The following is a 25,660-nucleotide window of genomic DNA, read 5'->3' on the forward strand; positions in this document are numbered from 1 at the left end:
CCCTCGGCCGCGTCGAGAAGTCAACCCGTACCGGCTGCCGCGCGCGCTTCGATACCATCGGGTGAGAGTGGGGAGCGCCTGCCTTATCCCGGTCGCGCTCCCCGCTCTCTTCGAACGTACTCCCGTCTTCGAGGAGGCGGTCTTGGCGTGTCGCGCCTTCGTCGGTCATAGTGGATCGATCGAACATATGTTCGAAAGTGCGGAGGTGCTCATGACCACGATCGACCTGACCGACATCGCGACGCTGTGGTTCTCTGACGCGGTTCCGGTGCGGATGCTGTGGCGCGGCCAGCGCTGGCGGGTCACCGATCAGCCGACCGAGCCCGAGGGCTTGTACTGGACGACGCATGCCCCCGACTTCATCGCCTGGCGCTTTCAGGCCACCGACGAGGCGGGCGTGAGCCGGGTGTTCGATCTGGTGCGGCACCAGGGCGGGCAGCACTGGACCGTGACGCACGTCTACGACTGAGCGGCGCCGTCGGGCTGGGCGAGGTCTGCGCCGGCGGGGTCGGCGCCGGCACGGTCGGCAGGGTCGGCGCCGCGGGCGGGCGAACTGCGGGTGAGCGTGCTGAAGCGGTAGCGCAGCCCGGATCGCGACGTCGCCCAGCCGTGATCGGGCGCCGTCGAGCGCTGCCAGCCGCTGACCGCAGGTGCGCGGGTGTCGCCCGAAGCGGTGATGTCGACCTCGGTGATCTCGATCCTCGTGGCGTAAGGCAGCGCCTGCCGATAGATGTCGCCGCCGCCGATGACCCAGACGGATGCCGCTGCCTCGCCGGTCGCGGCGGTCACGTCTGTTCGGGATCTCCCGTCGTCCGTCGCGGCCGGCGCGCCGTCCGCGAACGGCGCGAGTGCTTCGTCGAGGGAATGCGCCACGTGGGCTCCCTCGGCGATCCAGTCGGGTTGCCGGGTGACGACGATGTTGGTGCGGCCGGGAAGCGGGCGGAAGCGTTCCGGCAGGGAATCCCAGGTGCGTCGTCCCATCACGACCGTGCTGCCGGCGGTGAGCTCGCGGAATCGTGCGAGGTCTTCGGGCAGGTGCCACGGGATGGCGCCCTGGTCGCCGATGACTCCGTCGTGAGCCTCGGCCCAGATGAGTGCGACCGTCATCCGGTGACCGTCATACGGCCACGGCCGCCCGGATGGCCGGGTGATGCTGGTAGTCGGTGACCTCGAGGTCGTCGTATTCGTAGTCGAAGACGGTCGGGCGGTCGCGGGTGATGGTGAGCGTCGGTGCGGGGTAGGGGTCGCGCGAGAGTTGCAGCTCGACCTGCTCGACGTGGTTGTCGTAGATGTGGCAGTCGCCGCCGGTCCAGACGAAGTCGCCGACCTCGAGACCGGTCTGCGCCGCGATGAGGTGCGTGAGCAGGGCGTAGCTGGCGATGTTGAACGGCACGCCGAGAAAGAGGTCGGCGCTGCGCTGGTAGAGCTGGCACGAGAGCTTGCCGTCGGCGACGTAGAACTGGAACAGGGCGTGGCAGGGGGCGAGCGCCATCTCGGGGATCTCGGCCACGTTCCACGCCGACACGATCATGCGCCGGGAGTCGGGGTCGCGGCGGATGGTGTCGATCACCTGGCTGATCTGGTCGATGTGATCGCCGGAGGGCGTCGGCCAGGAACGCCATTGCACCCCGTAGACCGGTCCGAGTTCGCCGTCGGCGTCGGCCCATTCGTTCCAGATCGAGACGCCGTTCTCCTGCAGCCAGCGCACATTGCTCTCGCCCCGCAAGAACCAGAGCAGCTCATAGGCCACCGACTTGAAGTGCACGCGCTTCGTCGTGACGAGCGGAAACCCCTCGGACAGATCGAACCGCAACTGCCGGCCGAAGACACTCCGGGTGCCCGTGCCGGTGCGGTCGGACTTGGGCGTGCCGTGCTCGAGCGTCTCTCGCAGCAGGTCTTCGTAGGGGGTCGCGATCGTGGTCATCACACCGAGCGTAGGCCAAGACCGCGGCAACTCGAACAGTGGCGCGGCCATCGCGGCGCACGGGCGCGCGTGTTGCATCGCGCATCGCGATCCGCCCGGCCGGCCCGTGCTGTAGGCGGGCGCTGCGGCCCTGGGACAAGTAGCCTGAGTCACGACGAAGGGCAGGCCTCGATGAAGCGCATCAACATCCTCTACGCCGGCACGCAATACTCCATCTCCGGGCGTGACGTCGACGCGGTGAAAGAGGAGATCCGTGCCGCCATCGAGTCCGCTGTGCCCACCTGGCTGGAGGTCAACGTCGGAGAGGGAAAGTACAAGCGAGCCGACATCCTGCTCACACCCGGCGTCGGTGTCGCCGTCATCGGAATCGACGCCGACGACTGATGGCGCCCAGTGCGCCCCCGCCGCCCACCGAGCCGACTCTGCCCACCGAGCCGACTCCGTCCATCGAGCCGAGTCCGTCCGCCGAGCCGAGTCCGTCCGCCGAGCCGAATCCGTCCGCCGAGCCGAATCCGCCCGCCGAGCCGACTCCGTCCGCCGCGCGAACGCCATCCGGTGCTCTGACGCCCGTCAGCCCACCCAGCCGATTCGCTCCGCCGCTCGAGGGCGGCCCGCTGCACGAACAGGACTGGCAGTCGCTGACCTTCCTGCACTGGCGCGTCGATCCGGCCCTCGTCGCCCCGCACCTGCCGCCTGGAACCCGCCCCGACCTGTTCGACGGCTCGGCCTGGGTCGGCCTGATTCCCTTCCGCCTCGCGAACGCGACGGCGCCCGGATTCCGCGCACTTGGCCCCATCCCCGTCGTCGGCACGTTTCCCGAGATCAACGTGCGCCTCTATTCGATCGACGATCAGGGTCGCCACGGGGTCGTCTTCTCCTCTCTCGAATCGTCGCGCCTCGCGGCCGTCACCGCTGCCCACACCCTGTTCGGACTGCCCTATCGCTGGGCGCGCATGAGCATCACGACCTCCGCCGACGGCACCATCAGCTACCGGTCGGAGCGCCGAGGCGACAACGGCTTCGGCGGCGGCCCCGGACCGCACAGCCGCATCGACGCGATCGCCGGCACCACCGATCGGTCGAACGACGACCTCGCGGTCTTCCTCACCGCGCGCTGGGGGCTCCATATCGCACGCGGACGCAGACCCACCAGGTTCATCCCGAACACACACGAGCCGTGGCAAGTCGTCGACGCCGACCTGCGGTTTCTCGACGACGAACTGCTCGCCGCCGCCGGATTCGCGGGGCTTGCCGACCGTGCTCCGGATTCGGTGCTGTTCTCGCCCGGAGTGCACACCGCCTTCGGCCGGGCGCTGCCGCGCGGCCGGTGACCGGCACCGGGAGGCACCCCTGCCTGCAGGGATAATGGGCGAGTGACCTCAGACCTCCCCGATCTCGGCCTGCTGCTCGACGTCGACGGGCCGATCGCCAGCCCGCTCACGCGCAGCATCGCCATCCCGTCCATCGCCGAAGACCTCGTGACGCTCGCGAACGCCGGGGTTCCGATCGTGTTCAACACCGGACGATCTGACCAGTTCTTGCAGGGCGAAGTCGTCGGCCCCCTGGTCGACGGCGGACTCAGCCCCGAGGCCAGGGTTTTCGGCGTGTGCGAGAAAGGCGCGGTGTGGTTTCGAATCACCCCCGCCGGGGTCGGCGACCTCTCCATCGATGAGACCCTCCTGGTTCCTGCTTCATTGACCGCCGCGATCGACGAACTCGTCACCGCGCGCTTCACCGATTCGATGTTCTTCGACCGCACCAAACGCACGATGGTCTCGGTCGAGCAGCGAACGGATGTCGCGTCTGACGACTATCTCGCGATCCAGCCCGTCTTCGACCGGGCAGTGCTTGATCTGTGCAGAACTTTCGACATCGGCGTCGTGTGGAGAACTGACGAGCAGCCCGCGAGCGATGGCCGGGTGCTGTTGCGCATCGATCCGTCGATCATCTCGACCGACATCGAGTCGGTGCGCGTCGGCAAAGACCTCGGCGCCGAACGGGCGCTCGCGCTCGTCGCCGCCACCGGTCACGTTCCCCGCACCTGGCGCACCGTCGGCGACTCGCGCAGCGACTACGCCATGGCAGAGTGGCTCCACACCGAGCGCTACGACGTCGCCCACCTCGATGTCCGCCCGGCCGAGGGCGTGCCCGTCACGCGCTACCCCGTGCTGACCGCCGACCCCGACGTCACCAACGACGCCGCCGGAGCCGTCTTCCTCCGCCGCTGGACCCAGCACATCGTCGACGGCTCCCCGCTACCCGCCGACCTCCCCTACTGACGCCCCGCGGCTGACCGTCCTGTCAACGGTGGTCCCGCCGCCCGCCCTTCCGACCGCCCACCCCGCCGTCAGTCCCTCCGCCGGCCTGCTGGCCACCAGCCCTCCCGCCCGGGCCGAGGCCACCCGATGCCGCAACCACACCGCGTCGTCACGCCGAGTGACCCGCCGTAGGGAGGTCGCTGGCGGTAGCTTCGTCGTTCGGGCGGCCGAGACGGCCTCCCGAGCGCGGGATGGCCTCCCGGCAGCGGCCCCGGCTGTCGGCGGCGACTCGACCTCGATCGTCGAGGCCTCCGGATGCCGCGACCCCGCTGCGGCGCCGCGCCAGGTGGCCCGCCGTGGGGAGGCCGCCGGCCGTAACCTCATCCCTCCGGCGGCCGAAACGGCCTCCCGAGCGCGGGATGGCCTCCCGACCGCTGCCCCGACTCGCAGCCGCGACTCGACCTCGATCGTCGAGGCCACTGGATGCCGCGACCCCATCGCGACGCCGCGCGAGGTCACCCCCCGCCGGGAGGCCACCGGATGCCGCGTGCCCGACGCGAGGCCGCGAGGGGTGGCCCGCCGTGGGGGAGGCCATTGGCGGCGTCCGCGGCGTTCGGGCGGCCGAAACGGCCTCCCGCGCGGCGGACGGCCTCCCGAGCGGGTCGGGCCGGGCGGCTCGGCGTCGGGGCAACGGCACCCCGCCCCAAGCCGTCAGGGCAACGGCACGCCCGCCCCGCTCCCCACCTCACCCCCGCCGGATGACCGCGAAGCTCCCCGCCACGATCCCGGCCAGATCCCCGGGCGCGAGCTCGATGTCGAACCCTCGCCGGCCGCCCGACACGAAGATCGTGGCGAACTCGAGGGCCGACTCGTCGATCACGGTCGGCAGCCGCGTCTTCTGGCCCACCGGGCTGATGCCGCCCACGACATAGCCGCTCTTGCGCTCGGCCAGGCCCTTGTCGGCCATCGCCGCCCGCTTGGCGCCGAGGGCGCCGGCCAGCGCCTTGAGGTCGAGCTGGTCGCTCACCGAGACGATACCGATGCCGAGGCCGGCATCCGTGTCGACCATCAGCGTCTTGAAGACCCGCGCCGCGTCGACTCCGAGTTCCCGAGCGGCCTCCGCACCGAAATCGGTCGAGGCGGCATCGTGGCGGTAGACGTGCGGCGTGAACAGCACACCGGCCCGCATCAGAGCCGCCGTCGCCGCCGTGGTCGGACCGCCGGAGGAGGCACCGGATTTCTTCGCCATGAGACCTCGCCCTGACTACTCGACGCTCGAGGGCACCTGATCCGCCGCCTCGAGCGGAAGCACCCGTCGCAAGAAGGCCGAGACGTCGCCCAACTCTTCGAGCGAGATCGAATGCCCGACGCCGGCATACAAATGCGCCGACGTGTCGAAATGCCCCGCCACGAACGCCTCGGTGCGCTCGACACCCGACAGGGCGATCACCGGATCCTCGGTGTCACGCCCCCAGAACAACGGCGGCCGCAGTTCGGCGAGCACGGCATCGCCCGGCTCCTCGCCCGAGGCCGAGAAGCCCGACAGGTTGACCGCGGCGGCGAACCGGTGCGGTGCGAGCCGCATCAGCTGGATCGACATCACGCCGCCCTGCGAGAACCCCATCACGGCGACGGCCGGCGGCGCGCCGAACTCGGCCTCGATCCGGTCGAGCCAACCGAGCACCGCGGATGCCGCGGCCGTGGCCGTCGACGGCGTGGGATTCGACGGCTCGCCCGGCGGGAACCAGGTCCAGCCGCCCATGCCGAACGGCGCTCCCGGGAGCGGCGCGCGCAGCGAGGCGTAGACGACCCCCTCAGGCAGCGACGGGAACAGGCCGGCGAGGTCGTTCTCGTGCGACCCCCGGCCGTGCATCACGACGACGAGCGGTTCGACCGCGAGCCGTTCCGACAACTCGGAAGCATCCACCGACCACACCACCGCCGAATCATCGATCAACAGGGGCGTGGGGGCATCCGGATCGCTCATTCAGCGAATCTAACATTCGAGCCGGGAGTCGAACCCCGGTAGTGTTCCGGCATGGAGCATCCGAAGCTCTTCACCGCTGACGACCCCGTGGTCGCGCGCATCCGCGAGCTCTGCGCCGACTACCCCGAGTCGGCCGAGGTGCTGGCCTGGGGGCGGCCCACGTTCCGGGCGGGCAAGAAGATCTTCGTCGTCGCGGGCGCCACCATGGACCACCCGCACACGGTCGTGTTCAAGCCCGACCCCGAAGAGCACCCGGCGCTGCTCGAGCTGCCCGAGATCTTCGTTCCGCCCTACTTCGGGCCGTCGGGCTGGCTCGCCATCGAGGTCGGCGACCGCACCGACTGGCAGTTCGTCGCCGAGCTCATCGAGACCTCGTTCCGCCAGGTCGCCCTCAAACGGCAGTTGGCCGCGCTGGACAGCCGACCCGCGCCGGACGCGCCCGCGCCCGAAGCCCCCGACCCAGAAGCGCCCGACGCCCCCGCCCCCGACGCGCCAGCGCCCGCCCCTACGTCTGGCACCGCGGGCACCAATACGTGACCCGCTGCGACAACTCGGTCGCGCCGAGGGTTCCGCGACGAATGCGCGTGCCGCACCGCCGGCACGGCTGCCCCTCGCGCCCATAGACCCAGGTCTGCCGCCCCGGCCGCAAGTCGCCCGTCGTCGTGCGCTCGACCCGATCGCGGTTGGCGACGATCAGCCGGTGGGCGAGCGCGGCCACCGCCGGCAGGTCTTTCACCTCCGACACCGGACGCTGCGGCAGCACGCCCCGCAGAAAGCACAGCTCGTTGGCATAGACGTTGCCGAGGCCCGCGAGATTGCGCTGATCGAGCAGCGCCACGTCGATCTCGCGGTCGCCGTCGGAGGCGAGCCGGCGCGCGGCTTCGTCGGGGTTCCAGGATGCCCCGAGCAGGTCGGGCCCCAGATGACCCACCACCTCGTCTTCACGATCTCGCTCGACGACCTCCACCACCCCGAGGTCGAAACCCACCGTCACCCAGTCGGCATTCTCGAGCACGATGCGCGCCTGGTAGGCGGGCCGTCGCCACCGGGTGCCGTGCCGGTAGATGTGCCACGACCCCTCCATCTTGAGGTGGGTGTGGATGCTGTGGTCACCTACCCGCGTCAGCAGATGCTTGCCGCGCGACACAACACCTTCGACCACCTCGCCCACGAGATCGACGGATGCGTACTTCGGCACCCGCAGGTCGCTGACGGTGAGCGGGCGGCCGCGCAGTGCCTCGTCGAGATGCAGGGCCGTGCGATAGACGGTGTCGCCCTCAGGCACGCAGCCTCAACCCTCTCGGCGTGCCGGTGAACCCGGCGGTCTCGAGAGCACCGCCGACCGGGGTGCCCAGCACGAAGTCGCCGTTCACGCGCTCGACCGCGAGCTTGTCGACCCGGCCCGTGGTGACCGCCTGCGCCACCGATCGGGCGGCGACGGCCAGAACCTCGTCGTCGTCGGTGAAGGCGAGCGCCGTCTTTCCGCCGCGCTCGAGGTAGAGCACGAGCTCGCCGTCGACCAGCGCCACGAGGGCGCCCGCCTTGCGGCCGGGCTTGTGACCCTCGACGCTCGGCCACGAGAGAGCGGCGCCATAGGGGTTGGCGGGGTCGGTGGCCGCGAGGGTGAGGGCCTCGGGCGGCCGGTCGCGCCCGCTGTCGCGACCGATCGCATCCGGAGCGAAGCCACGCAACCGGTCGACCGTGCCGCCCGTGGCGAACTGGGCGGCTCCGAGCGTCTCGACGAAGTAGCCGCGCCGGCAGCGCCCGCTCTCTTCGAACTGGCTCAGCACGCGGTAGACGAGCGCGAAGCCGCCGGGCACGCGTTCGTTCACCACCGAGCCGCGGGTCACCACGCCGTAGCGGTCGAGCAGCAGTTCACCGGTGGCGTGCGCCCGCAGCGTGGCATCGGTGATCGGTTCGGGCAGCAGCGACCAGCGGCCGCCGGCCGTCGGCGGGCCGACCCGGGTCTGCATGGTCGGCCGGGCGAAGCCGCGACCGCGGTACATGCGCGACCGCGGTGCGGGGCGCTTGGTGCTGTGCGCCGACTTGCCCGACCCGGTGAGGGTGCGCAGGGGAGCGACGGTGTCGTTGGTGACGAGGCCGGCCCACACCAGATCCCAGATGGCGCTCACGATGGCGGCGTCGTCGATCGCGACGGCCGACGGCGACTCCTGCAGCGTGGCCGCCACGTCGTCGGCGAGCGACCGGAAGAAATAGGCGCCACCCCGCGAGAGGGTGGCGAGAACGGCCCGGTGCAGCTCGGTGTCGTCGAACTCTTCAGCAGGGGTCGACGACACCGGCAGGGTGTCGAGGGTGTGCAGGGCGACCCAGCCGTCGCTCCCCGGCAGGCTTCCCCGGCCCGACCAGACGACCTCGCCCGATGCCGTGAGCTCGTCGAGCATCGCCGGGCTGTAGTCGCGCACGCGGGCGGGCAGCACGAGGCTCTCCCACGCCGACGCGGGAACGGGCACGCCCGCGAGTTGCTCGACCACCGTCAGCACGCCGTCGATGCCCCGCAGCGACCCGCCGACGTGCTGCCAGGCCGGCAGGAAGCGGGCGAGTGTGCGCGGCTCCACCGGCTCCACCTCGTGCCGCAGCGCCGCGAGGGAGCGGCTCCGCAGGCGGCGCAGCACCTCGGCGTCGCACCACTCGGTGCTGCCCGCCACGCCCACCCGGGTGTCGGCGTGACCGCTCGGCCGGAACTCGCCTTCGATCACGCGGCGGTCGGCGGCGAGCCGGCGCAGCGCATCCGCCACCACCGACACGCCGAGGCCGAACCGCTCGGCGACCTCGTGCGACAGGAAGGGCCCGTGGGTGCGCGCGTAGCGGCTCACCAGGTCGAGCACCGGATGCTCGACGGGCGCGATGAACGCGTCGGGCACGCCGAAGGGGATGGGCACGCCGAGGGCGTCGCGGAGGCGCCCGGCGTCTTCGATCGGAGCCCACCACTCGCGGCCTGCGAACGTCACTCGCAGCGCGCGCTTGGACGCGAGCAGTTCGTCGAGTGCCTCCACCACGTCGAACTCGAGTGAGCGCTCGCGCACCTCGTCGGTGGTGAGCGGGCCGAGCAGCCGCAGCAGGTCGGCGACCCCCTCGATGTCGCGGGCGCGGCGCTCGGCCGTCAGACGCTGCAGCTCGCGCTGGGTCTCTTCGATCACCCCGGGGTCGAGCAGCTCGCGCAGCTCGGCGCGCCCGAGCAGTTCTGACAGCAGGCTGGGGTCGAGCGAGAGCGCCGCCGCACGCCGTTCGGCGAGCGGGCTGTCGCCTTCGTAGACGAACGAGGCCACGTAGCCGAACAGCAGCGATCGCGCGAACGGCGACGCCTCGGCCGACTCGATCTCGACCACGCGGATGCGCCGCGACTCGAGATCGCGGGCGAGCGACAGCAGCGCGGGCAGGTCGTAGACGTCTTGCAGGCATTCGCGCACGGTCTCGAGGATGATCGGGAAGGTCGGGTACTTGCGCGCCACCTCGAGCAGCTGCGCCGACCGCTGCCGCTGCTGCCAGAGCGGCGATCGCTTGCCGGGGTTCTGCCGCGGCAGCAGCAGGGCGCGCGCGGCGTTCTCACGGAAGCGGGAGGCGAACAGCGCCGAGCCGCCCACCTCGTCGGTGACGATCTGCTCGAGATCGGCCGGGTCGAAGAGAAAGAGTTCGGCCGAGGGTGGGTCGCTCTCGGTGTCGGGCAGGCGCACCACGATGCCGTCGTCGCTCGCCACGGCGTTCGCGTCGACGCCGAAACGCTCGCGGATGCGGCCGTTCACCGCGAGCGCCCAGGGCGAATGCACCTGCATGCCGAACGGGGAATGCAGGATGACGCGCCAGTCGCCGAGCTCGTCGCGGAACCGTTCCACCACGAGCGTCTTGTCGCTCGGAACGTGCCCCGTGGCCTCTCGCTGCTCGGTGATGAACGCCACGAGGTTGGCGGCGGCCCAGGCGTCGAGCCCGGCCCGCTCGGCGAGAGCGCCCGCTTCGTCGGCGGACGCGGCGGCGACCGTGCGGGTGAATTCGCCGATGGCCGCTCCGAGCTCCGCCGGGCGGCCGAGACCCTCGCCACGCCAGAACGGCAGGCGGCCGGGTTGCCCGAAGGCCGGGGTCACCAGCACGCGGTCGTGGGTGATCTCCTGGATGCGCCAGCTCGTCGCGCCCAGCGCGAACACGTCGCCGACGCGGGACTCGTAGACCATCTCCTCGTCGAGCTCGCCCACGCGGCGCCCGGGGGCGGAGCGCGTCGAGCCGGTCGAGGGGTCGGCATCCGTCGGTTCTCCGCCTACCATGAACACGCCGAACAGTCCGCGGTCGGGGATGGTGCCGCCGCTGGTCACGGCCAGACGCTGGGCACCCGGGCGGCCGGTGAGGGTGCCGGCGTCTCTGTCCCACACCAGGCGCGGGCGCAGCTCGGCGAACTCGTCGGACGGGTAGAGGCCCGCCAGCAGATCGAGCGTGGCGTCGTATGCCGATCGCGGCATGTTGGTGAACGAGGCGCTGCGGCGCACCACGTCGAACCACTCCTCGACGTCGATGGGTTCGAGTGCGCAGGCGGCCACCGTCTGCTGCGCCAGGATGTCGAGCGGGTTCGCCGGGATCGACAGCGTCTCGATGAGGCCCTCGGTCATGCGGATCGACACCACGGCCGAGTGGATGAGGTCGGCGCGGTGCTTGGGGTAGAGCAGGCCCTTCGACACCTCGCCCACCTGATGGCCCGCACGCCCGACGCGCTGCAACCCGCTCGCGACCGACGGCGGCGCCTCGACCTGGATGACCAGGTCGACCGCACCCATGTCGATGCCCAGCTCGAGGCTCGACGTCGCGACCACGCAGCGCAGTCGGCCCGTCTTGAGGTCGTCTTCGATGATCGCCCGTTGCTCCTTGCTCACCGAGCCGTGGTGGGCGCGCGCGAGCAGCGGCTCGGCGCCCTCGGTCTGGCCCGCCTGCCCCATGAGGTCGGCGGGAGTGCGCGGGGGAGCCGGCTCGTCGTCGGCAGTCGCCATCCGTTCGGCGAAGATCTCGTTCAGGCGTGCGGTGAGCCGCTCGGCCAATCGTCTCGAGTTGGCGAACACGATCGACGACCGGTGTTCGAGAATGCGGTCGACGATGTCTTCTTCGACGTGCGGCCAGATCGATCCCTGCTCGGGCCCGGATGCCGCGGCGGCGGGCCCTTCGAGCGACGAGGCCGACTCGGCCGGCGGAATCTGGGTCATGTCTTCGACCGGCACCACCACCTTGAGGTCGAACTTCTTCGTCGACGGCGGTGCGACGATCTTCACGTCGCGGCCGCCCGCCAGAAAACGCGCGACCTCTTCGCGCGGGCGGACGGTGGCCGAGAGGCCGATGCGCTGGGCCGGGGCGGCGAGCAGCAGATCGAGCCGGTCGAGGCTCACGGCGAGGTGGGCGCCGCGCTTGGTGGCGGCGACGGCGTGCACTTCGTCGACGATCACCGTGGTGACCTCGGAGAGCGATTCGCGGGCGGCCGAGGTGAGCATCAGGAAGAGCGACTCGGGCGTGGTGATCAGGATGTCGGGCGGGTTCTTGGCGAGGTTGCGGCGCTCGCCGGCCGGGGTGTCGCCCGAGCGCACGCCCACCGTGATGACCGGGGGCTCGGCGCCGAGCCGCTTCGCCGTCTGCGTGATGCCGACCAGCGGTGAGCGCAGGTTGCGCTCGACGTCGACCGCCAGCGCCTTCAGCGGCGAGACGTAGAGCACCGAGGTCTTGCGCGGCTCGCCGGGGGTGATGGTGTGGGCGAGCCGGTCGATGGCCCAGAGGAACGCGGCGAGGGTCTTGCCGGAGCCGGTGGGCGCGACGACGAGCGCGTGGTCGCCGCCGGAGACGGCGTCCCACGCCCCGATCTGGGCCGCGGTCGGCGCCGAGAAGGCGCCGAGGAACCACTCGCGGGTGGCGGGGGAGAACCTGTCGAGCACATCGCTCATGCCCCCATCCTCACCCGAACCGCCGACATCGGCACCGGCTCTCGCCGACGGCGTAATCGGCGCCGCCGCGACAGGCCGACGCCGCAGCAGTGAGACCGCTCCCCGCGGCATGAGCGGGCACGGCGGGGTTATCGGGTAAGAATGGACTATGAGCGTGCGCACCCCCGATCCCAACTCCGGCTGGTTGAGCGACAGCGAGCTCGCCGAGATCAGACAGCGCCTGCCGCTGCTCTACGTCGAAGCGGTGCCGGTGCGCGTCGACGGCCTCGGCCAGGTGGTCGAGGTCGGCGTGCTGCTGCGGGTCGGATCCAGCGGCACCATCGCCCGCACGCTCGTGTCGGGCCGCGTGATGTACGGCGAGACGCTGCGCGACGCGCTGTTCCGGCACCTCGAGAAAGACCTCGGGCCGATGGCCTTCCCGCAGCTGCCGGCGAGCCCCGTGCCGTTCCAGGTGGCCGAGTACTTTCCGCTGCCGGGCGTCTCGCCCTTCTACGACGAGCGCCAGCACGCCGTCTCGCTCGCCTACGTCGTGCCGGTGACGGGCACCTGCGAGCCCCGCCAAGACGCGCTCGAGCTCACCTGGATGACCCCGGAGGAGGCGGCCTCGCAGGGCATCTCCGACGAGATGGAGGGCGGCCGAGGCGGCCTGCTGCGCGCGGCCCTCGCCTCGGTGGGCAAGCTGGTCTAGGCGGTGCGATGGCCGACGACTACGAGCACCTGAGGTTCGGCGACGCGGCCGAGTTCGAAGCGTGGCTCGAGCAGAACGCCGGCACCTGCGACGGCGTGCGCCTCAAGATCGCCAAGAAGGGCAGCTCCGACACGACGGTGAGCCACCTCGAAGCCCTCGACGTCGCCCTCTGCCACGGTTGGATCGACGGCCGCCGCAACGCCCTCGACGACGACTACTTCCTGCAGACCTTCACCCCTCGACGCTCGCGCAGCCTCTGGTCGCAGGTGAACCGCGACAAGGTCGCCGCGCTCACCGAGGCGGGCCGGATGCGCGAGGGCGGTCAGCGCGAGATCGACCGGGCGAAGGCCGACGGACGATGGGATGCCGCCTACGCCTCGTCGTCGACCATCGAAGTGCCCTCCGACCTCGCCGACGCGCTGCGGGCGAATCCCGAGGCCGAGTCCTTCTTCACCACACTCACCAGTCAGAACCGCTACGCGATCCTCTTCCGCGTGCACAACGCGAAGCGCGCTGACACCCGTGCCCGCCGCATCGCCGACTTCGTCGCGATGCTCGCCCGTCACGAGACCGTCTACCCCCAGTCCCCGCCCAAGCCCTGACCCGCCCCCGCCCCCGCCCCGCGGCATCCCACCCCCATCGCCCCTTGGCGAGTGGTCACTTTTGGCGCCATATCCCGCGTTTTGGCGCCAAAAGTGCCCACTCGCGGCATCCGGCCCCCCACTCCCACCCGCCGAGAAGTCACTTCCCGGTCCACAACACGGGCCGAAGCACCGAAACGTGACTTCTCGGGGCGCGCAGAGACGCCGAACGGCCCGCCTCACGAAGAGACGGGCCGTTCGACGATCGCTGAGAACAGCGGATGCCGCGACTAGCGCGAGCGGCGACCGCCACCCGATCCGGCGCTGAACGAGGCTGCCGACTGACGAGGGCGGCCGTTGGCGGCATCCGCACCGCGTCCGCCGCGGCGTCCGCCGCCGTCGCCCGAGCCCGACGCGCCGCCGTGACCCTGGCTCTGGCCGGAACCCGCGCCGTCGCTCGACGTGCTGTAGAACGAGCGGCTGCCGCCTGCGGCGTTGCCGCCACGGCCGCCGTTGCCGCGGCCGCTCGACGCACCCTGGCGCGAGCCACCGGCTGCGCCCTGACCGCCTTCGCCGGCTCCGGTGCCGCCGCGACGAGCGCGCTTGCGCTGGGCGTTGGCGCCCTGCGATCCGCCCTGCGACTGGCCGCTGTAGCCGCCCGAGCCGCCACCGCGACGAGGCTGGCCCGAGGCCGGCAGCTGGTTGGTGGTGCGCGGCGCGGGCTTCACGTAGGCGGCCACCTGGCCGACGAGCGCGTTGACCGACGCCGAGTCGGCCGAGACGACCTCGGGGGTCACCGTGATGGCGGCCTTGCGCAGCAGGTCCTTCACGTCTTTGCGCTGTGCGGGGAGCATGATCGTCACGACGTCACCGGCCGAACCGGCACGGGCGGTGCGGCCCGAGCGGTGCAGGTAGGCCTTGTGCTCCGCCGGCGGGTCGACGTGGATGACGAGTTCGATGTCATCGACGTGCACGCCGCGGGCCGCGACATCCGTCGCCACCAGAACGCGCACGTCGCCGGCCGAGAAGGCAGCGAGGTTGCGGTCGCGGGCCACCTGCGAGAGGTTGCCGTGCAGGTCGACCGAGGGGATGCCGGCATCGGTCAGCTGCTTCGCGAGCTTCTTGGCGTGGTGCTTGGTGCGCATGAAGAGAATGCGGCGGCCGGTGCCCGACGCGAGCTTCTCGACCAGAACACGCTTCGACTCGACCGACTCGGTCTCGAACACGTGGTGCGTCATGGCGGCGACGGGGGAGTTGGCCTCGTCGACCGAGTGCAGCACCTCGTTGTGGAGGAACTTGCGAACGAGCTTGTCCACCCCGTTGTCGAGCGTGGCCGAGAAGAGCAGGCGCTGGCCCGACTGGGGGGTCTTGTCGAGGATGCGGGTGACGACGGGCAGGAAGCCCAGGTCGGCCATGTGGTCGGCCTCGTCGAGCACGGTGATCTCGACGGCGTCGAGCGTGACGAAGCCCTGCTTCATGAGGTCTTCGAGGCGGCCCGGGCATGCCACGACGATGTCGACGCCGGCCTTCAGCGCGGTCACCTGACGTGACTGCGAGACGCCGCCGAAGATGGTGGTGGTGGTCATGTTGTAGACCTTGGCGAGCGGCGCCAGCACGGCGTCGATCTGCGTCGCGAGCTCACGCGTCGGGGCCAGGATGAGGCCGAGCGGGCGGCCCGGGCGGCGCTTGCCGCCGGAGAGCTGGCCGGCCAGGCGGGCGACCATTGGAATGGAGAAGGCCAGGGTCTTGCCCGAGCCGGTCTTTCCGCGGCCGAGCACGTCGCGGCCGTTCAGGGTGTCGGGGAGCGTGTCGACCTGAATCGGGAACGGCTCCAGGATGCCGCTCGCGGAGAGCGAGGCGACGAGGGGTGCGGGCACGCCCAGCGCGCCGAAGGATGAGGGGGTGTTGGACAACGTGGTGCCTTTCAGGCATCAGTCCGGTGCGCACAGCTCGAAAAGAAGGCTCACTCGGATGTTTGGCGAACGCACCGACGGTGCATCCGTTCGCCGCAAGAAGTATCTGCAAATGATCCGCCCCGCCGTGACAGAGATGCTGACGGCCGGCCCTGGATCAGAGTGAAGAGGGAGCGTTCTTTCGACGCACGGGACTCTCTATCGAGCCCTCGAGTGGTTCCAGCTTAGTGCACGTCGCCGGGGTAGCTCTCACCGACGGGGATTTCCACAGCCACGCGGTTGCCCGGCTGGGCCAACGGGCAAGCCCACTCGGGGTCGTAGGCGCACGAGGGGTTGTAAGCGAAGTTGAAGTCGAGCACGAGCGTCGAAGAGCTGCCGACGCCGAGCACGACGTTCTGGTCGAGGCTTGCGCCCTTGATGGTGTCGACGAGGTAGCGGCCGCCGCCGTAGGTGCCGCCGGGCTTGCCCGCGAGGGCGTCTTTCACCGGAATGAAGAGGCCGCCGCCGTAGGACGTGAGGCGCCACACGTCGAGCGTGCCCACCCCGTCGAGGCGGGCGATGCCGAGCAGGTCGAACGGCACCACGCCGTCGGTGCCGGTCTCGAAGTCGAAGTGCCGGGGGCGGGGGTCGTCGTCGGCGACCGGTTCGATCTCGACCTCGAAGCTCCACGCCGGGTCGTAGGGCGCGATCGGCAGGCCGGCGAACCCCTCGAAATCGGCGGGCAGCAACGGCGTGGCCGGATGCATCCGGAACAGGTCGTCGCGGGCCTCCCGCCAGAATTCGTGCGCCTCGACCGGGTCGACACCGCGCAGGCGTCGCACCTCTTCATAGATGCTGAACACGCGGCGGCGCCAGTCGGCGGTCTCGAGAGCGGTGGTCGCGGCTGCGGTCATGACTGGTCCTCCATGGTCGTCTTCTCCTGCACAGGCGTCGCGTCGTGCCCGGGCGTCTCGTCCTGCACCGGTGTCTCGTCCTGCACAGGCTCCGGCGCGGGAAAGTCGTAGGCCCAGGTCGGCGCGAGCTTCTTCAGCTTGTGCCCGCGCACCTGCCAGAACGCCCAGAGGCTGTACCACGCGAACGGCGTCAGCAGCCCGGCCCCGATGGTCAGCTGATCGCGATAGAGCGTCTTGCCCGTGCCGGCCGGGTCGGGCGCGATGGCCATCTTGTGATCCCAGAGCCGGATGGCGCTGACCGCCCCCGTCACCCCCTGGCCCGAGTCATGCACGATGCGCACGTCTCCGCGTCGGGCGGTCTCGAACGTGAGCCGGATGATCTGCTTGCCCATCGGAATCACCCCGGCCCCGCGCATCTCCACCGGGTGCTGGCCCGGCTCCCACACCGTCGGGAAGCCGTCCGCCGCGAGCGACTCGATCTCGATCAGCGGGCTCGACACCTCACGGAACACGGCGGGGCTCCGGATGGCGCGCCACGCGGCATCCGGATCGCAATCGAGAATCAACTTCAGCAACACGCGCACCCCCTCATCATCTCCCGCTCGTGCGCATGCACCAAGTGGGCGTCGATGCGCTTCGGGAGGAGGAGAAGCCGATGAAGCTCTAGAGAGGCGTTGCGATGTCCTCCTCCTCCCGAGCGATCCCCGGGTGGGCGCCGCTGCCTGCAATCGGCAGCCCTGCCGCCCTCCGAGAGTCAGCTGGATCGACGACTGACGCACCGACAAGGCGTAGCGTTGAGGTGACATTGGAGGTCACCACATGAAGGCAGTCCTGGGCGGCAACGTCATCGCCGAAGCACCCAAAGAAGATCTGATCGCGATCGAGGGCAACTGGTACTTCCCTCCCGACAGCGTGAACGCCGAATACCTCGAGAAGAGCCCCACGCCCTACACCTGCCCGTGGAAGGGCGAGTGCCAGTACTTCAATGTCAAAGACGGCGGCAGCACGCTGCAGGATCGCGCCTGGAGCTACCCCACCCCTTACCCCACGGCGTTCGACCGCGTCGGCAAGGACTTCAGCAACTACGTGGCCTTCTGGAAAGAGGTGCAGGTCACCGACTGAGCAGAAATTGCTCAGGATGCCGCGGCCAGCGCACCCCTTAGCGTGATCGTTCGGCGTCTCACCCCGGCGTCGAATGATCCGAGGAGCGCCCGTGTCCGTCCTGCCTGCCAGTCCCCTTCGCCGCCGTGTCGGCACCGCTCTCGTCGCGGCGCTCGCGGTCGCCCTCATGGCACCGGCGGTGGTCGTCGCCACCTCGGCGCCCGCCACCGCGCTCGATCTCTTCCCCCGCGACTTCGCGACCTGGCACGAGACCGAGGCGGCCACGGCCGGCGGGCGACCCGAGACGCTCACGAGCGATGCCGACGGCTTCGTCTGGTATTACGACGGCCTCAGCAACCAGCTCGTGCGAGTCGACCCCGTCGGCGGCGGCCAGCTGCCGTTCGATCTCGGCCCGGCGCATCCAGGGGTCATCGACCTCACGATGGGCCCCGACGGCGACATCTGGTTCGGGGACGCCGCCAACTCGGCCATCGGCCGGCTCGACCCGCGCACCGGCAGTGTCGACTCGTTCGCGCTGGGCGGCGCGTGGGACATGGCGTTCTCGCTCGTTACCGGCCCCGACGGCGACATCTGGTTCGGTGAACCGAGCGCCGGAGGGCTCGGACACATCGCGGCCGACGGCACCATCTCGCGCGTGCCCGATCCCGACGGCGCGGTGATCACCAACCTCGTGAGCGCACCCGACGGCCGGCTCTGGTACACCCGGCCGGGCCTGTCGTCGCTCGGGGCCTACGACCCGGCCGCCGGCACGTTCGACCTGATGCCCCTCGCCCTCATCGACGTCTCCGGCGTCGCGCTCGGCCGCGACGGCACCCTCTGGGTTGGCGGAACCGGCGCTCTCGCGAACATCACGCTCGCGGGTGCCGTGACGATCGTGCCCATCCCTGCCGCGCCCTTCGGCGCGATCTCACCGGCCTCGCTCGTCGCCGGCGAAGCCTCAGCGCTCTATTTCACCGACAACGCGGGAGCCATCGGCGAGATCGACTCCGCCGGCACCCTCTCGTTCGTCAGGCCGCCGTTCGCGGGCGCCATGCCGAACCGCCTCGCCGTCTCGGGCACCGGATCGCTCTGGTACACCGACTTCACCCGCGGCACGCTCGGCTGGGTCTGACGGCAGAAAGGCACGGGCCAGCAACTGAAGGCAAAGCGCGCCCAGCCGAAGAAGAAGCCCAGCCGAAGAAGAAACCCAACCGAGGGCAAGCCGCCTACGCCGACCGGGCGTCCGACCGCCGCGCATTCCGCCGCAGCGCCCCCACGTCCCGCTGCGTCCAGGTGATGAGGTGCGCCGTGCTGAACCCCCGCGCGCACAGGCTGCACGACAACCGCCACTTGGGCTTGCGGTGCCGATAGAACTCGTGCCCGGCCGGGCAGCGCCCGATCCACGGCGCCAGGTCGTCGGCCCGATCGCCGTCGTGAAGCCGTTTGCCCTCGTAGCCGATCTCGCGCGCGATGGCGACCCAGCGCGGCCCGTGACCCGCGGCCGACCCGGCCAGCGCGTGCGCGATCTCGTGCAGCAGAATCTGGTGGATCTCGTCGTCGTCATACCGCGCCGCCAGATAGCGCGACACCGTGATGCGATGGGCCGTGTAGTTGCACTGCCCGGCCCGCGTCTTCGCGTTGTCGAAGCCGAACGACCACACGCGGGCATCGAGATGCAGGGCGATCAGGGCATTCGCCCACGTCGTCACGCGTGTGAGATCAGCCATCGTGCACCTCAGGCCGAGAGGAACGATTCGGTGACGGCCACCGCCACGAGCGATCCTTCGAGCTGATCGATCGACGCGCCGAGCCGCTCCATCAGGAACACCGCCGCCTTGAAGTCGACGAGCGCCTCGGGGTAGTCCTGCATCTCGAACCGCACCTTGCCCCGGCTGAGCGTTGCCGTGGCCTCGAGGGTTCCCCACTCGTGGGTCTGCGCCTCCTCGACACAGAGACTGAGCTCCTGCAGCGCCGCCGGGTATTTGCCCTGGTATTGCTGCACCTGCGCACGACGGATGCGCGCCCCGAGCGCCTGCTCGCGGTCGCCCGAGAACCGTGCCTGCCGCAGCGCCTCGTTGGCGATCACGAACGCCTCGTCGAGCTGCCCGCTGAGACGCAGCAGCACCACCTTCTCGTTGAGCGCCGACAGGCTCCGCAGCTTGCCGAGCTCGTCGAGACGCTCACCCACGGCGCGCAGATCGACCTTCTCGCGCAGGGTGGTCATGTCGTAACCGGTGATGATGCTCAGTTCGTGCTCCTGGTACTTCTCCGGGCGCGGCACCTGGATTCGGCGCCACCACCCACCGGCGATTCGGATCCGGTCACGTCAAGGCTACCCAGCGCATCCGTCATCCGCCCTCGCGTCGCCCGGCAGGTCGCGAATGGCCCGGTCGCACAGCCCGTGCACGACCTCATCCGGCCGGCACCAGATTCACCTGATAGAGCACGTCGTCGCCCGGTCGCGGCGACCCCCGCCCGTCGGTGTTGTTGGTCAGCAGATACACGGATGTCCCGGGCCCGCGCACCACGTCGCGCACCCGCCCCAGCTGCCCGCCGCCGTACCAGTCCGCCGCCTGCCCGTCGAAGCCGATCGTCCACAGGCGCTCGCCGCCGAGCCCGGCCATGAAGACCGTGTCGCCGACGACCGCGATGCCCGACGGCGAGGCGTCGTCGGTCGGCCACTGCTGCACGGGGTCGACGAACGCGGGGTCGCCCGCGATGCCCTCGACGACGGGCCAGCCGTAGTTCGCGCCCGGGGTGATGCGGTTGATCTCGTCCCAGGTGTCCTGCCCGAACTCCGCCGCCCACATGGTGCCGTCGGCCGCCCACGCGATGCCCTGCGGATTGCGGTGCCCGAGCGACCACACCGGCGAGCCCGCGAACGGGTTGTCGGCAGGCACGGTGCCGATCGGCGTGATGCGCAGGATCTTGCCCCCGAGCGAGTCGAGCGACTGGGCGTTCGCGCCGTTGCTCGCGTCGCCGGCTGTGACGTAGAGCATGCCGTCGGGGCCGAAGGCGATGCGCCCGCCGTTGTGGTTCGACGCCTTGGGCAACCCGGTCAGCACGCCCTCCGGGGCCCCGAGGGTGTGTGCTCCGGGGGAGCCCGCGAGCGGCATCCGCACCACCCGGTTGTCGTCGGCCGCGGTGTAGTAGGCGTAGAGGTAGGCCCCGGATGCCGCCTCCAGCGCCGCGATGCCCAGCAGCCCGCCCTCGCCCGCCGCGACGACTCCGGGCACGGCGCCGACCGGCACGGCCTGGCCGCCCACGATCTCGACGATCTCGCCGGAGTCGCGTTCGCTCACGAACATCGACCCGTCGGCCAGCTGGGCGATCGACCAGGGTGCGGGCAGGTTCGACGCGATCGGCACCGGATCACCCGACGGCACGAGCGGGCCGAGATCGGCGACGGGCGCGGCCGACGGGGTGGGGGTGGGCGTGACGGTCGGCGTCGCACTGGCGGTGGGCGTCGGCGCCGCGGTGGGCGCGACGGTCGAGGTGGGTGCCGGCGCCGAGCTGCTGCACGCAGCGAGAGCGAGCCCCGTCAGCGACGTGATCGCGAGCGCCAGGATGCCGCGTCTGACCGGTGCGCTCGTGGCTGGTGTCCGGGTGCTCATGGTCGCGGCCTCGCCCTCCGGGCGGCTCCGTCGATGCGCCCTAGTCGTCCACTCTCTTCCGGTCTACCTGGAAAATGCTGCGAGCGGGAGCCGGAGACCGGGTCGACGTCTGATCGGTCGACACCGCGGCGCCCGCGATGAAGTTGCGCAGCTCCCGCCCGTCGACCACCTTCGCCGGCACCGGATCGCTCGCCACCAGCCGCGGCATGCGCTCGAACGGCAGCGGTGCCGCCGACGCGAACGCCACGACGTTGCCGAACCGCCGCGCCTTGAGCATCTGCGGGTCGACCACGAGCGCCACGTGCTCGAACACGTGCGACAGGGTGGCGGCCTGCCCACGGGCGAACGCGAGCCCCGCGCCATCCGCGATGTTCACGGCCACGAGTCCGCGCGGGCTCAGGATGCCCGAGACGGCCTGGTAGAACTCCGCACTGGTGACGTGCGCCGGCGTGCGCGCGCCCGCGAACACGTCGACGACGACCACGTCGACCGTGCCTCGGAGCCCCGGGGGGAACTTCTCGAGCACCTCGCGGGCGTCGCCGTGCCGAACGCGGATGCTCGCGGCCCGGGGGAGCGGCAGGTGCTCGCGCACGAAGCCGACCAGGTCGCTGTCGATCTCGACCACCTGCTGGCGCGATCCCGGCCGGGTGGCGTCGACGTAGCGCGGAAGAGTGAAGGCGCCGCCGCCGAGGTGCACGGCGGTGATGGCCTCGCCCTCGGGAGCCACCAGGTCGAGCCCGTGGCCGATGCGCCGCACGTATTCGAATGACAGATACGACGGGTCTTCGAGGTCGACGTGGGACTGCGGTGTGCCGTCGACGATCAACACGTGCGACCCGGGCCGGAACCGGTCCTCCTCGATGGTGGCGAGCAATCCGTCGGCCAGTCGGAGCGACGGATGCGCGGCCTGCTCCCCGCGTCTGTCCCGATCCCTGGCCACCACTCGACCCTACTCGGCGCCGCGGTCGCGTCGGCGGCCACCGGTGCCTTCGGCGGGTAGACCGGGCCGGCCACGCCGCGGGAACTCGTGGTTATACCCGAGAAAAGGGAACTGGTCAAGAAATCGACTGGACAGGCGTGTCGGATTCGCCTATAGTGGTTCTTTGCGCTCCCAGAACAACCATGCCTTCATATTGTGGTCGGCAGCTGCGCTTCATCGCTCAGCAAACACTCTAGAACCATATTGCGGGTTCAGACCATATCTCGGGAGTTCTCGACACACATCGACCGTAAGTAACGCAAGACCCGACGGGGTCCACGGAGGTTATTTCCTTGGCTGCTGCGCGCAACGCAACCACCACTTCACCCAAGAACGGTCGGGCCGCATCACGGCTCTCGTTCGCCAAGATCACCGACACGCTGACGGTTCCCGATCTGCTCGCTCTGCAGACCGAGAGCTTCGACTGGCTGGTCGGCAACGACGTGTGGAAGGCACGCGTCGCAGAAGCAAAGAAGGCCGGTCGTCAAGACCTGCCGAGCCGCTCGGGCCTCGATGAGATCTTCGAGGAGATCTCACCCATCGAAGACCTCGGCGAGACCATGCAGCTCAGCTTCACGAGCCCGTTCCTCGAGCCCGAGAAGTACACCATCGACGAGTGCAAGGAGCGCGGCAAGACCTACGCGGCTCCCCTCTACGTCGAGGCCGAGTTCATGAACCACCAGACCGGTGAGATCAAGACCCAGACGGTCTTCATGGGCGACTTCCCGCTCATGACCGAGAAGGGCACGTTCATCATCAACGGCACCGAGCGTGTCGTCGTGTCCCAGCTCGTCCGCAGCCCCGGCGTGTACTTCGAGCGCACCCCCGAGAAGACGTCCGACAAAGACATCTACTCCGCTCGCATCATCCCGAGCCGTGGTGCCTGGCTCGAGTTCGAGATCGACAAGCGCGACCAGGTCGGCGTTCGCATCGACCGCAAGCGCAAGCAGTCGGTGACCGTCTTCCTCAAGGCCCTCGGCCTCACGAGCGAAGAGATCCTTGAGGAGTTCAAGGGCTACGCCTCGATCGAGGCCACCCTCGAGAAGGACTCCATCCTCACCAAGGAAGAGGCCCTGAAGGACATCTACCGCAAGCTCCGCCCGGGCGAGCAGGTCGCTGCCGAGGCTGCGCGTGCGCTGCTCGACAACTTCTACTTCAACCCCAAGCGCTACGACCTGGCGAAGGTGGGTCGTTACAAGATCAACCGCAAGCTGGGCATCGACGCGCCGCTGAGTGACTCGGTTCTGACGAACCAGGACATCATCGCGACCATCAAGTACCTGGTGGCCCTGCACGACAACCAGACCGTGCTGCCCGGCGTGCGTGATGGCAAGAAGGTCGAGATCCGCCTCGACGTCGACGACATCGACCACTTCGGCAACCGCCGCATCCGCGCGGTCGGCGAGCTCATCCAGAACCAGGTGCGCACCGGCCTCAGCCGCATGGAGCGCGTCGTGCGTGAGCGCATGACGACTCAGGACATCGAGGCCATCACCCCGCAGACCCTGATCAACGTGCGCCCCGTCGTCGCCGCGATCAAGGAGTTCTTCGGTACCTCGCAGCTCAGCCAGTTCATGGACCAGAACAACCCCCTCGCGGGCCTGACGCACAAGCGTCGCCTCTCCGCGCTGGGCCCGGGTGGTCTGAGCCGTGAGCGTGCCGGCGTCGAGGTGCGAGACGTTCACCCGTCGCACTACGGCCGCATGTGCCCGATCGAGACCCCGGAAGGTCCGAACATCGGTCTGATCGGTTCGCTCGCCTCGTTTGCGCGCATCAACTCGTTCGGTTTCATCGAGACCCCTTACCGTCGCGTGGTCGACGGCGTGGTCACGGCGAACATCGACTACCTCACCGCGAGCGAGGAAGACGAGTACATCGTCGCCCAGGCGAACGCACCGCTGACCGCCGACGCCAAGTTCGCCGAGGCCCGCGTGCTCGCCCGCAAGAAGGGCGGCGAGGTCGACCTGTTCCCGCAGGAGGACATCGGCTACATGGATGTCTCCCCGCGCCAGATGGTGTCGGTCGCGACCTCGCTCATTCCGTTCCTCGAGCACGACGACGCGAACCGCGCCCTCATGGGTGCGAACATGCAGCGTCAGGCCGTGCCGCTGCTCCGTTCGGAGTCGCCGCTGGTCGGAACCGGTATGGAGGGCTTCGCCGCCATCGACGCCGGTGACGTGGTCACCGCGAACGGTGCCGGTGTGGTGCAGGAGGTCTCGGCCGATTCGGTCACCGTCCTCCTCGACGACGCCGGAACCGAGACCTACTACCTGCGCAAGTTCGACCGCTCGAACCAGGGCACGTCGTACAACAACCGCGTCATCGTCTCCGAGGGTGAGCGCATCGAGGCCGGTCAGGTCATCGCCGATGGCCCGGCCACCGAGAACGGCGAGCTCGCGCTCGGCAAGAACCTGCTCGTGGCATTCATGCCGTGGGAGGGTCACAACTTCGAAGACGCGATCATCCTCAGCCAGAACCTGGTGAAAGACGACGTGCTGTCCTCGATCCACATCGAGGAATACGAAGTGGATGCCCGCGACACCAAGCTCGGCAAGGAGGAGATCACCCGTGACCTCCCCAACGTGAGCCCGGAGCTGCTGGCCGACCTCGACGAGCGTGGAATCATCCGGATCGGTGCCGAGGTGCGCCCCGGCGACATCCTGGTCGGCAAGGTCACGCCGAAGGGCGAGACCGAGCTCAGCGCCGAGGAGCGCCTGCTGCGCGCCATCTTCAACGAGAAGTCCCGCGAGGTTCGCGACACGAGCCTCAAGGTTCCTCATGGTGAAGAGGGCACGATCATCGCCGTCAAGGAGTTCTCGGCCGAGAACGACGACGAGCTCGGCTCGGGCGTCAACCAGCGCGTCGTGGTCTACATCGCCCAGAAGCGCAAGATCACCGCGGGTGACAAGCTCGCCGGCCGCCACGGCAACAAGGGTGTCATCTCGAAGATCCTCCCGGTCGAGGACATGCCCTTCCTCGCCGACGGAACCCCGGTCGACATCGTGCTCAACCCGATGGGCATCCCCGGCCGAATGAACTTCGGCCAGGTGCTCGAGACCCACCTCGGGTGGATCGCGAAGCAGGGCTGGGAAGTCGACGGCAAGCCGAAGTGGGCCGCGAGCCTTCCGGAGCAGGCCCGTTCGGCTGCTCCCGGCACCAAGGTCGCGACCCCGGTGTTCGACGGTGCGTCGGAGGAAGAGATCGCGGGTCTGCTCGACTCCACCACGCTCACGCGTGACGGCGAGCGCCTGATCGGTTCCTCGGGTAAGACGCAGCTCTTCGACGGCCGCTCCGGCGAGCCCTACCCGGAGCCCGTCTCGGTCGGCTACATGTACATCCTGAAGCTGCACCACCTGGTCGACGACAAGATCCACGCCCGTTCGACCGGCCCGTACTCCATGATCACGCAGCAGCCGCTGGGTGGTAAGGCGCAGTTCGGTGGCCAGCGATTCGGTGAGATGGAGGTGTGGGCGCTCGAGGCTTATGGCGCGGCGTACGCACTGCAGGAGCTCCTGACCATCAAGTCCGACGACATCCTGGGCCGCGTCAAGGTCTACGAGGCGATCGTCAAGGGCGAGAACATCCAGGAGCCCGGCATCCCCGAGAGCTTCAAGGTGCTCATCAAGGAGATGCAGTCGCTGTGTCTGAACGTCGAGGTGCTCTCGGCCGACGGAACCGCGGTCAGCCTGCGCGACACGGACGACGAGGTCTTCCGTGCCGCCGAAGAGCTCGGCATCAACATCTCCAGCCGCTTCGAGTCGTCGTCCATCGACGACATCTGAGCCGGCAACCACTAGA

Annotated in this window: 24 protein-coding genes; 10 read left to right on the forward strand and 14 right to left on the reverse strand. The window is 69.8% G+C overall.

The window, feature by feature from the left end; genetic code table 11:
• The first annotated feature begins 211 nt into the window (after nucleotides 1-211).
• Nucleotides 212-469 carry a hypothetical protein gene (locus tag N1032_RS02095; protein WP_259537161.1) on the forward strand — a complete coding sequence of 86 codons (258 nt, stop codon included), beginning with the start codon at nucleotides 212-214 and terminating at the stop codon, nucleotides 467-469.
• Here the strand turns inward: N1032_RS02095 and N1032_RS02100 are convergent.
• Both N1032_RS02100 and N1032_RS02105 read right to left on the reverse strand, forming a co-directional pair.
• Nucleotides 460-1,107: a dihydrofolate reductase gene (locus N1032_RS02100; protein ID WP_310795909.1), complete on the reverse strand. Its 648-nt coding sequence runs from the start codon at nucleotides 1,105-1,107 to the stop codon at nucleotides 460-462. The genes N1032_RS02095 and N1032_RS02100 overlap by 10 nt on opposite strands.
• Before the next feature lie 10 nt (nucleotides 1,108-1,117).
• A complete protein-coding gene (locus tag N1032_RS02105; RefSeq protein WP_259537162.1) occupies nucleotides 1,118-1,924 on the reverse strand; it encodes a thymidylate synthase in 807 nt (268 codons plus the stop codon).
• 171 nt (nucleotides 1,925-2,095) lie between these two features.
• Here N1032_RS02105 and N1032_RS02110 point away from each other — a divergent pair, with 171 nt between their 5' ends.
• Genes N1032_RS02110 through N1032_RS02120 form a run of 3 tightly spaced genes read left to right on the forward strand, consistent with a single transcriptional unit; the run spans nucleotide 2,096 to nucleotide 4,203 of the window.
• Nucleotides 2,096-2,308 (forward strand): hypothetical protein, encoded by a 213-nt coding sequence (locus tag N1032_RS02110; protein WP_259537163.1) that lies wholly within the window; start codon nucleotides 2,096-2,098, stop codon nucleotides 2,306-2,308.
• Nucleotides 2,308-3,255 (forward strand): YqjF family protein, encoded by a 948-nt coding sequence (locus N1032_RS02115; protein WP_259537165.1) that lies wholly within the window; start codon nucleotides 2,308-2,310, stop codon nucleotides 3,253-3,255. Before N1032_RS02110 ends, N1032_RS02115 begins: the two co-directional genes overlap by 1 nt.
• Nucleotides 3,256-3,297: 42 nt before the next feature.
• Entirely contained in the window at nucleotides 3,298-4,203 is a 906-nt protein-coding gene (locus N1032_RS02120; protein WP_259537166.1) for a hypothetical protein, read from the forward strand.
• A 148-nt stretch (nucleotides 4,204-4,351) separates the two neighbouring features.
• Here the strand turns inward: N1032_RS02120 and N1032_RS02125 are convergent, their stop codons facing one another.
• The 3 genes from N1032_RS02125 to N1032_RS02135 all read right to left on the reverse strand — a co-directional run bounded on the left by N1032_RS02125 (nucleotide 4,352) and on the right by N1032_RS02135 (nucleotide 6,169).
• Entirely contained in the window at nucleotides 4,352-4,777 is a 426-nt protein-coding gene (locus N1032_RS02125) for a hypothetical protein (RefSeq protein WP_259537167.1), read from the reverse strand.
• 150 nt (nucleotides 4,778-4,927) lie between these two features.
• Nucleotides 4,928-5,431: a Cys-tRNA(Pro) deacylase gene (gene ybaK, locus N1032_RS02130; RefSeq protein ID WP_259537168.1), complete on the reverse strand. Its 504-nt coding sequence runs from the start codon at nucleotides 5,429-5,431 to the stop codon at nucleotides 4,928-4,930.
• Between the two features lie 15 nt (nucleotides 5,432-5,446).
• Nucleotides 5,447-6,169, reverse strand: a complete 723-nt coding sequence (locus tag N1032_RS02135; RefSeq protein WP_259537169.1) for an alpha/beta hydrolase — start codon at nucleotides 6,167-6,169, stop codon at nucleotides 5,447-5,449.
• Nucleotides 6,170-6,220: 51 nt separating this feature from the next.
• Between N1032_RS02135 and N1032_RS02140 the strand changes: the two genes are divergently transcribed.
• Nucleotides 6,221-6,706: an MmcQ/YjbR family DNA-binding protein gene (locus N1032_RS02140; RefSeq protein WP_259537170.1), complete on the forward strand. Its 486-nt coding sequence runs from the start codon at nucleotides 6,221-6,223 to the stop codon at nucleotides 6,704-6,706.
• On the opposite strand, the gene N1032_RS02145 is transcribed toward N1032_RS02140, so the two are convergent.
• Both N1032_RS02145 and N1032_RS02150 read right to left on the reverse strand, forming a co-directional pair.
• Nucleotides 6,675-7,454, reverse strand: a complete 780-nt coding sequence (locus tag N1032_RS02145) for a DNA-formamidopyrimidine glycosylase family protein (protein WP_259537171.1) — start codon at nucleotides 7,452-7,454, stop codon at nucleotides 6,675-6,677. The two genes, N1032_RS02140 and N1032_RS02145, sit on opposite strands and share 32 nt — an antisense overlap.
• Nucleotides 7,447-12,093, reverse strand: a complete 4,647-nt coding sequence (locus N1032_RS02150; protein ID WP_259537173.1) for an ATP-dependent helicase — start codon at nucleotides 12,091-12,093, stop codon at nucleotides 7,447-7,449. Before N1032_RS02150 ends, N1032_RS02145 begins: the two co-directional genes overlap by 8 nt.
• Nucleotides 12,094-12,241: 148 nt before the next feature.
• On the opposite strand from N1032_RS02150, the gene N1032_RS02155 reads away from it, so the two are divergent.
• Both N1032_RS02155 and N1032_RS02160 read left to right on the forward strand, forming a co-directional pair.
• Nucleotides 12,242-12,781, forward strand: a complete 540-nt coding sequence (locus N1032_RS02155) for an NUDIX hydrolase family protein (protein WP_259537174.1) — start codon at nucleotides 12,242-12,244, stop codon at nucleotides 12,779-12,781.
• A gap of 8 nt (nucleotides 12,782-12,789) precedes the next feature.
• Entirely contained in the window at nucleotides 12,790-13,383 is a 594-nt protein-coding gene (locus N1032_RS02160; protein ID WP_259537175.1) for a YdeI/OmpD-associated family protein, read from the forward strand.
• 269 nt (nucleotides 13,384-13,652) lie between these two features.
• On the opposite strand, the gene N1032_RS02165 is transcribed toward N1032_RS02160, so the two are convergent.
• The 3 genes from N1032_RS02165 to N1032_RS02175 form a co-directional block, all read right to left on the reverse strand.
• The gene (locus tag N1032_RS02165; protein WP_259537176.1) at nucleotides 13,653-15,275 is read right to left on the reverse strand and encodes a DEAD/DEAH box helicase; all 1,623 of its coding nucleotides are present in this window, start codon (nucleotides 15,273-15,275) and stop codon (nucleotides 13,653-13,655) included.
• A 224-nt stretch (nucleotides 15,276-15,499) separates the two neighbouring features.
• On the reverse strand, nucleotides 15,500-16,168 hold the full coding sequence (locus N1032_RS02170; protein WP_259537177.1) for a DUF1684 domain-containing protein: 669 nt from the start codon (nucleotides 16,166-16,168) through the stop codon (nucleotides 15,500-15,502).
• Nucleotides 16,165-16,746 (reverse strand): hypothetical protein, encoded by a 582-nt coding sequence (locus tag N1032_RS02175; RefSeq protein ID WP_259537178.1) that lies wholly within the window; start codon nucleotides 16,744-16,746, stop codon nucleotides 16,165-16,167. The genes N1032_RS02170 and N1032_RS02175 overlap by 4 nt, the downstream gene beginning before the upstream one ends.
• 241 nt (nucleotides 16,747-16,987) lie before the next feature.
• On the opposite strand from N1032_RS02175, the gene N1032_RS02180 reads away from it, so the two are divergent.
• Nucleotides 16,988-17,290, forward strand: a complete 303-nt coding sequence (locus N1032_RS02180; RefSeq protein ID WP_259537179.1) for a DUF427 domain-containing protein — start codon at nucleotides 16,988-16,990, stop codon at nucleotides 17,288-17,290.
• Between the two features lie 91 nt (nucleotides 17,291-17,381).
• On the forward strand, nucleotides 17,382-18,401 hold the full coding sequence (locus N1032_RS02185) for a Vgb family protein (protein ID WP_259537180.1): 1,020 nt from the start codon (nucleotides 17,382-17,384) through the stop codon (nucleotides 18,399-18,401).
• Between the two features lie 94 nt (nucleotides 18,402-18,495).
• Here N1032_RS02185 and N1032_RS02190 read toward each other — a convergent pair whose 3' ends face one another.
• The 4 genes from N1032_RS02190 to N1032_RS02205 form a co-directional block, all read right to left on the reverse strand.
• The gene (locus N1032_RS02190) at nucleotides 18,496-18,996 is read right to left on the reverse strand and encodes a SprT-like domain-containing protein (RefSeq protein WP_259537181.1); all 501 of its coding nucleotides are present in this window, start codon (nucleotides 18,994-18,996) and stop codon (nucleotides 18,496-18,498) included.
• Nucleotides 18,997-19,004: 8 nt separating this feature from the next.
• Entirely contained in the window at nucleotides 19,005-19,550 is a 546-nt protein-coding gene (locus tag N1032_RS02195) for a tetratricopeptide repeat protein (protein ID WP_259537182.1), read from the reverse strand.
• A 130-nt stretch (nucleotides 19,551-19,680) separates the two neighbouring features.
• On the reverse strand, nucleotides 19,681-20,883 hold the full coding sequence (locus N1032_RS02200; protein ID WP_259537184.1) for a PQQ-dependent sugar dehydrogenase: 1,203 nt from the start codon (nucleotides 20,881-20,883) through the stop codon (nucleotides 19,681-19,683).
• A gap of 40 nt (nucleotides 20,884-20,923) precedes the next feature.
• Complete coding sequence (locus N1032_RS02205; protein WP_259537185.1) at nucleotides 20,924-21,823, reverse strand: spermidine synthase; 900 nt, start codon at nucleotides 21,821-21,823, stop codon at nucleotides 20,924-20,926.
• 332 nt (nucleotides 21,824-22,155) lie between these two features.
• On the opposite strand from N1032_RS02205, the gene rpoB reads away from it, so the two are divergent.
• Nucleotides 22,156-25,644, forward strand: coding sequence for a DNA-directed RNA polymerase subunit beta (rpoB, locus tag N1032_RS02210; RefSeq protein WP_259537187.1), 3,489 nt, complete (start codon nucleotides 22,156-22,158; stop codon nucleotides 25,642-25,644).
• Nucleotides 25,645-25,660: the final 16 nt, after the last annotated feature.

The sequence above is a fragment of the Herbiconiux daphne genome (assembly GCF_024979295.1).
Lineage (GTDB): Bacteria > Actinomycetota > Actinomycetes > Actinomycetales > Microbacteriaceae > Herbiconiux > Herbiconiux daphnes.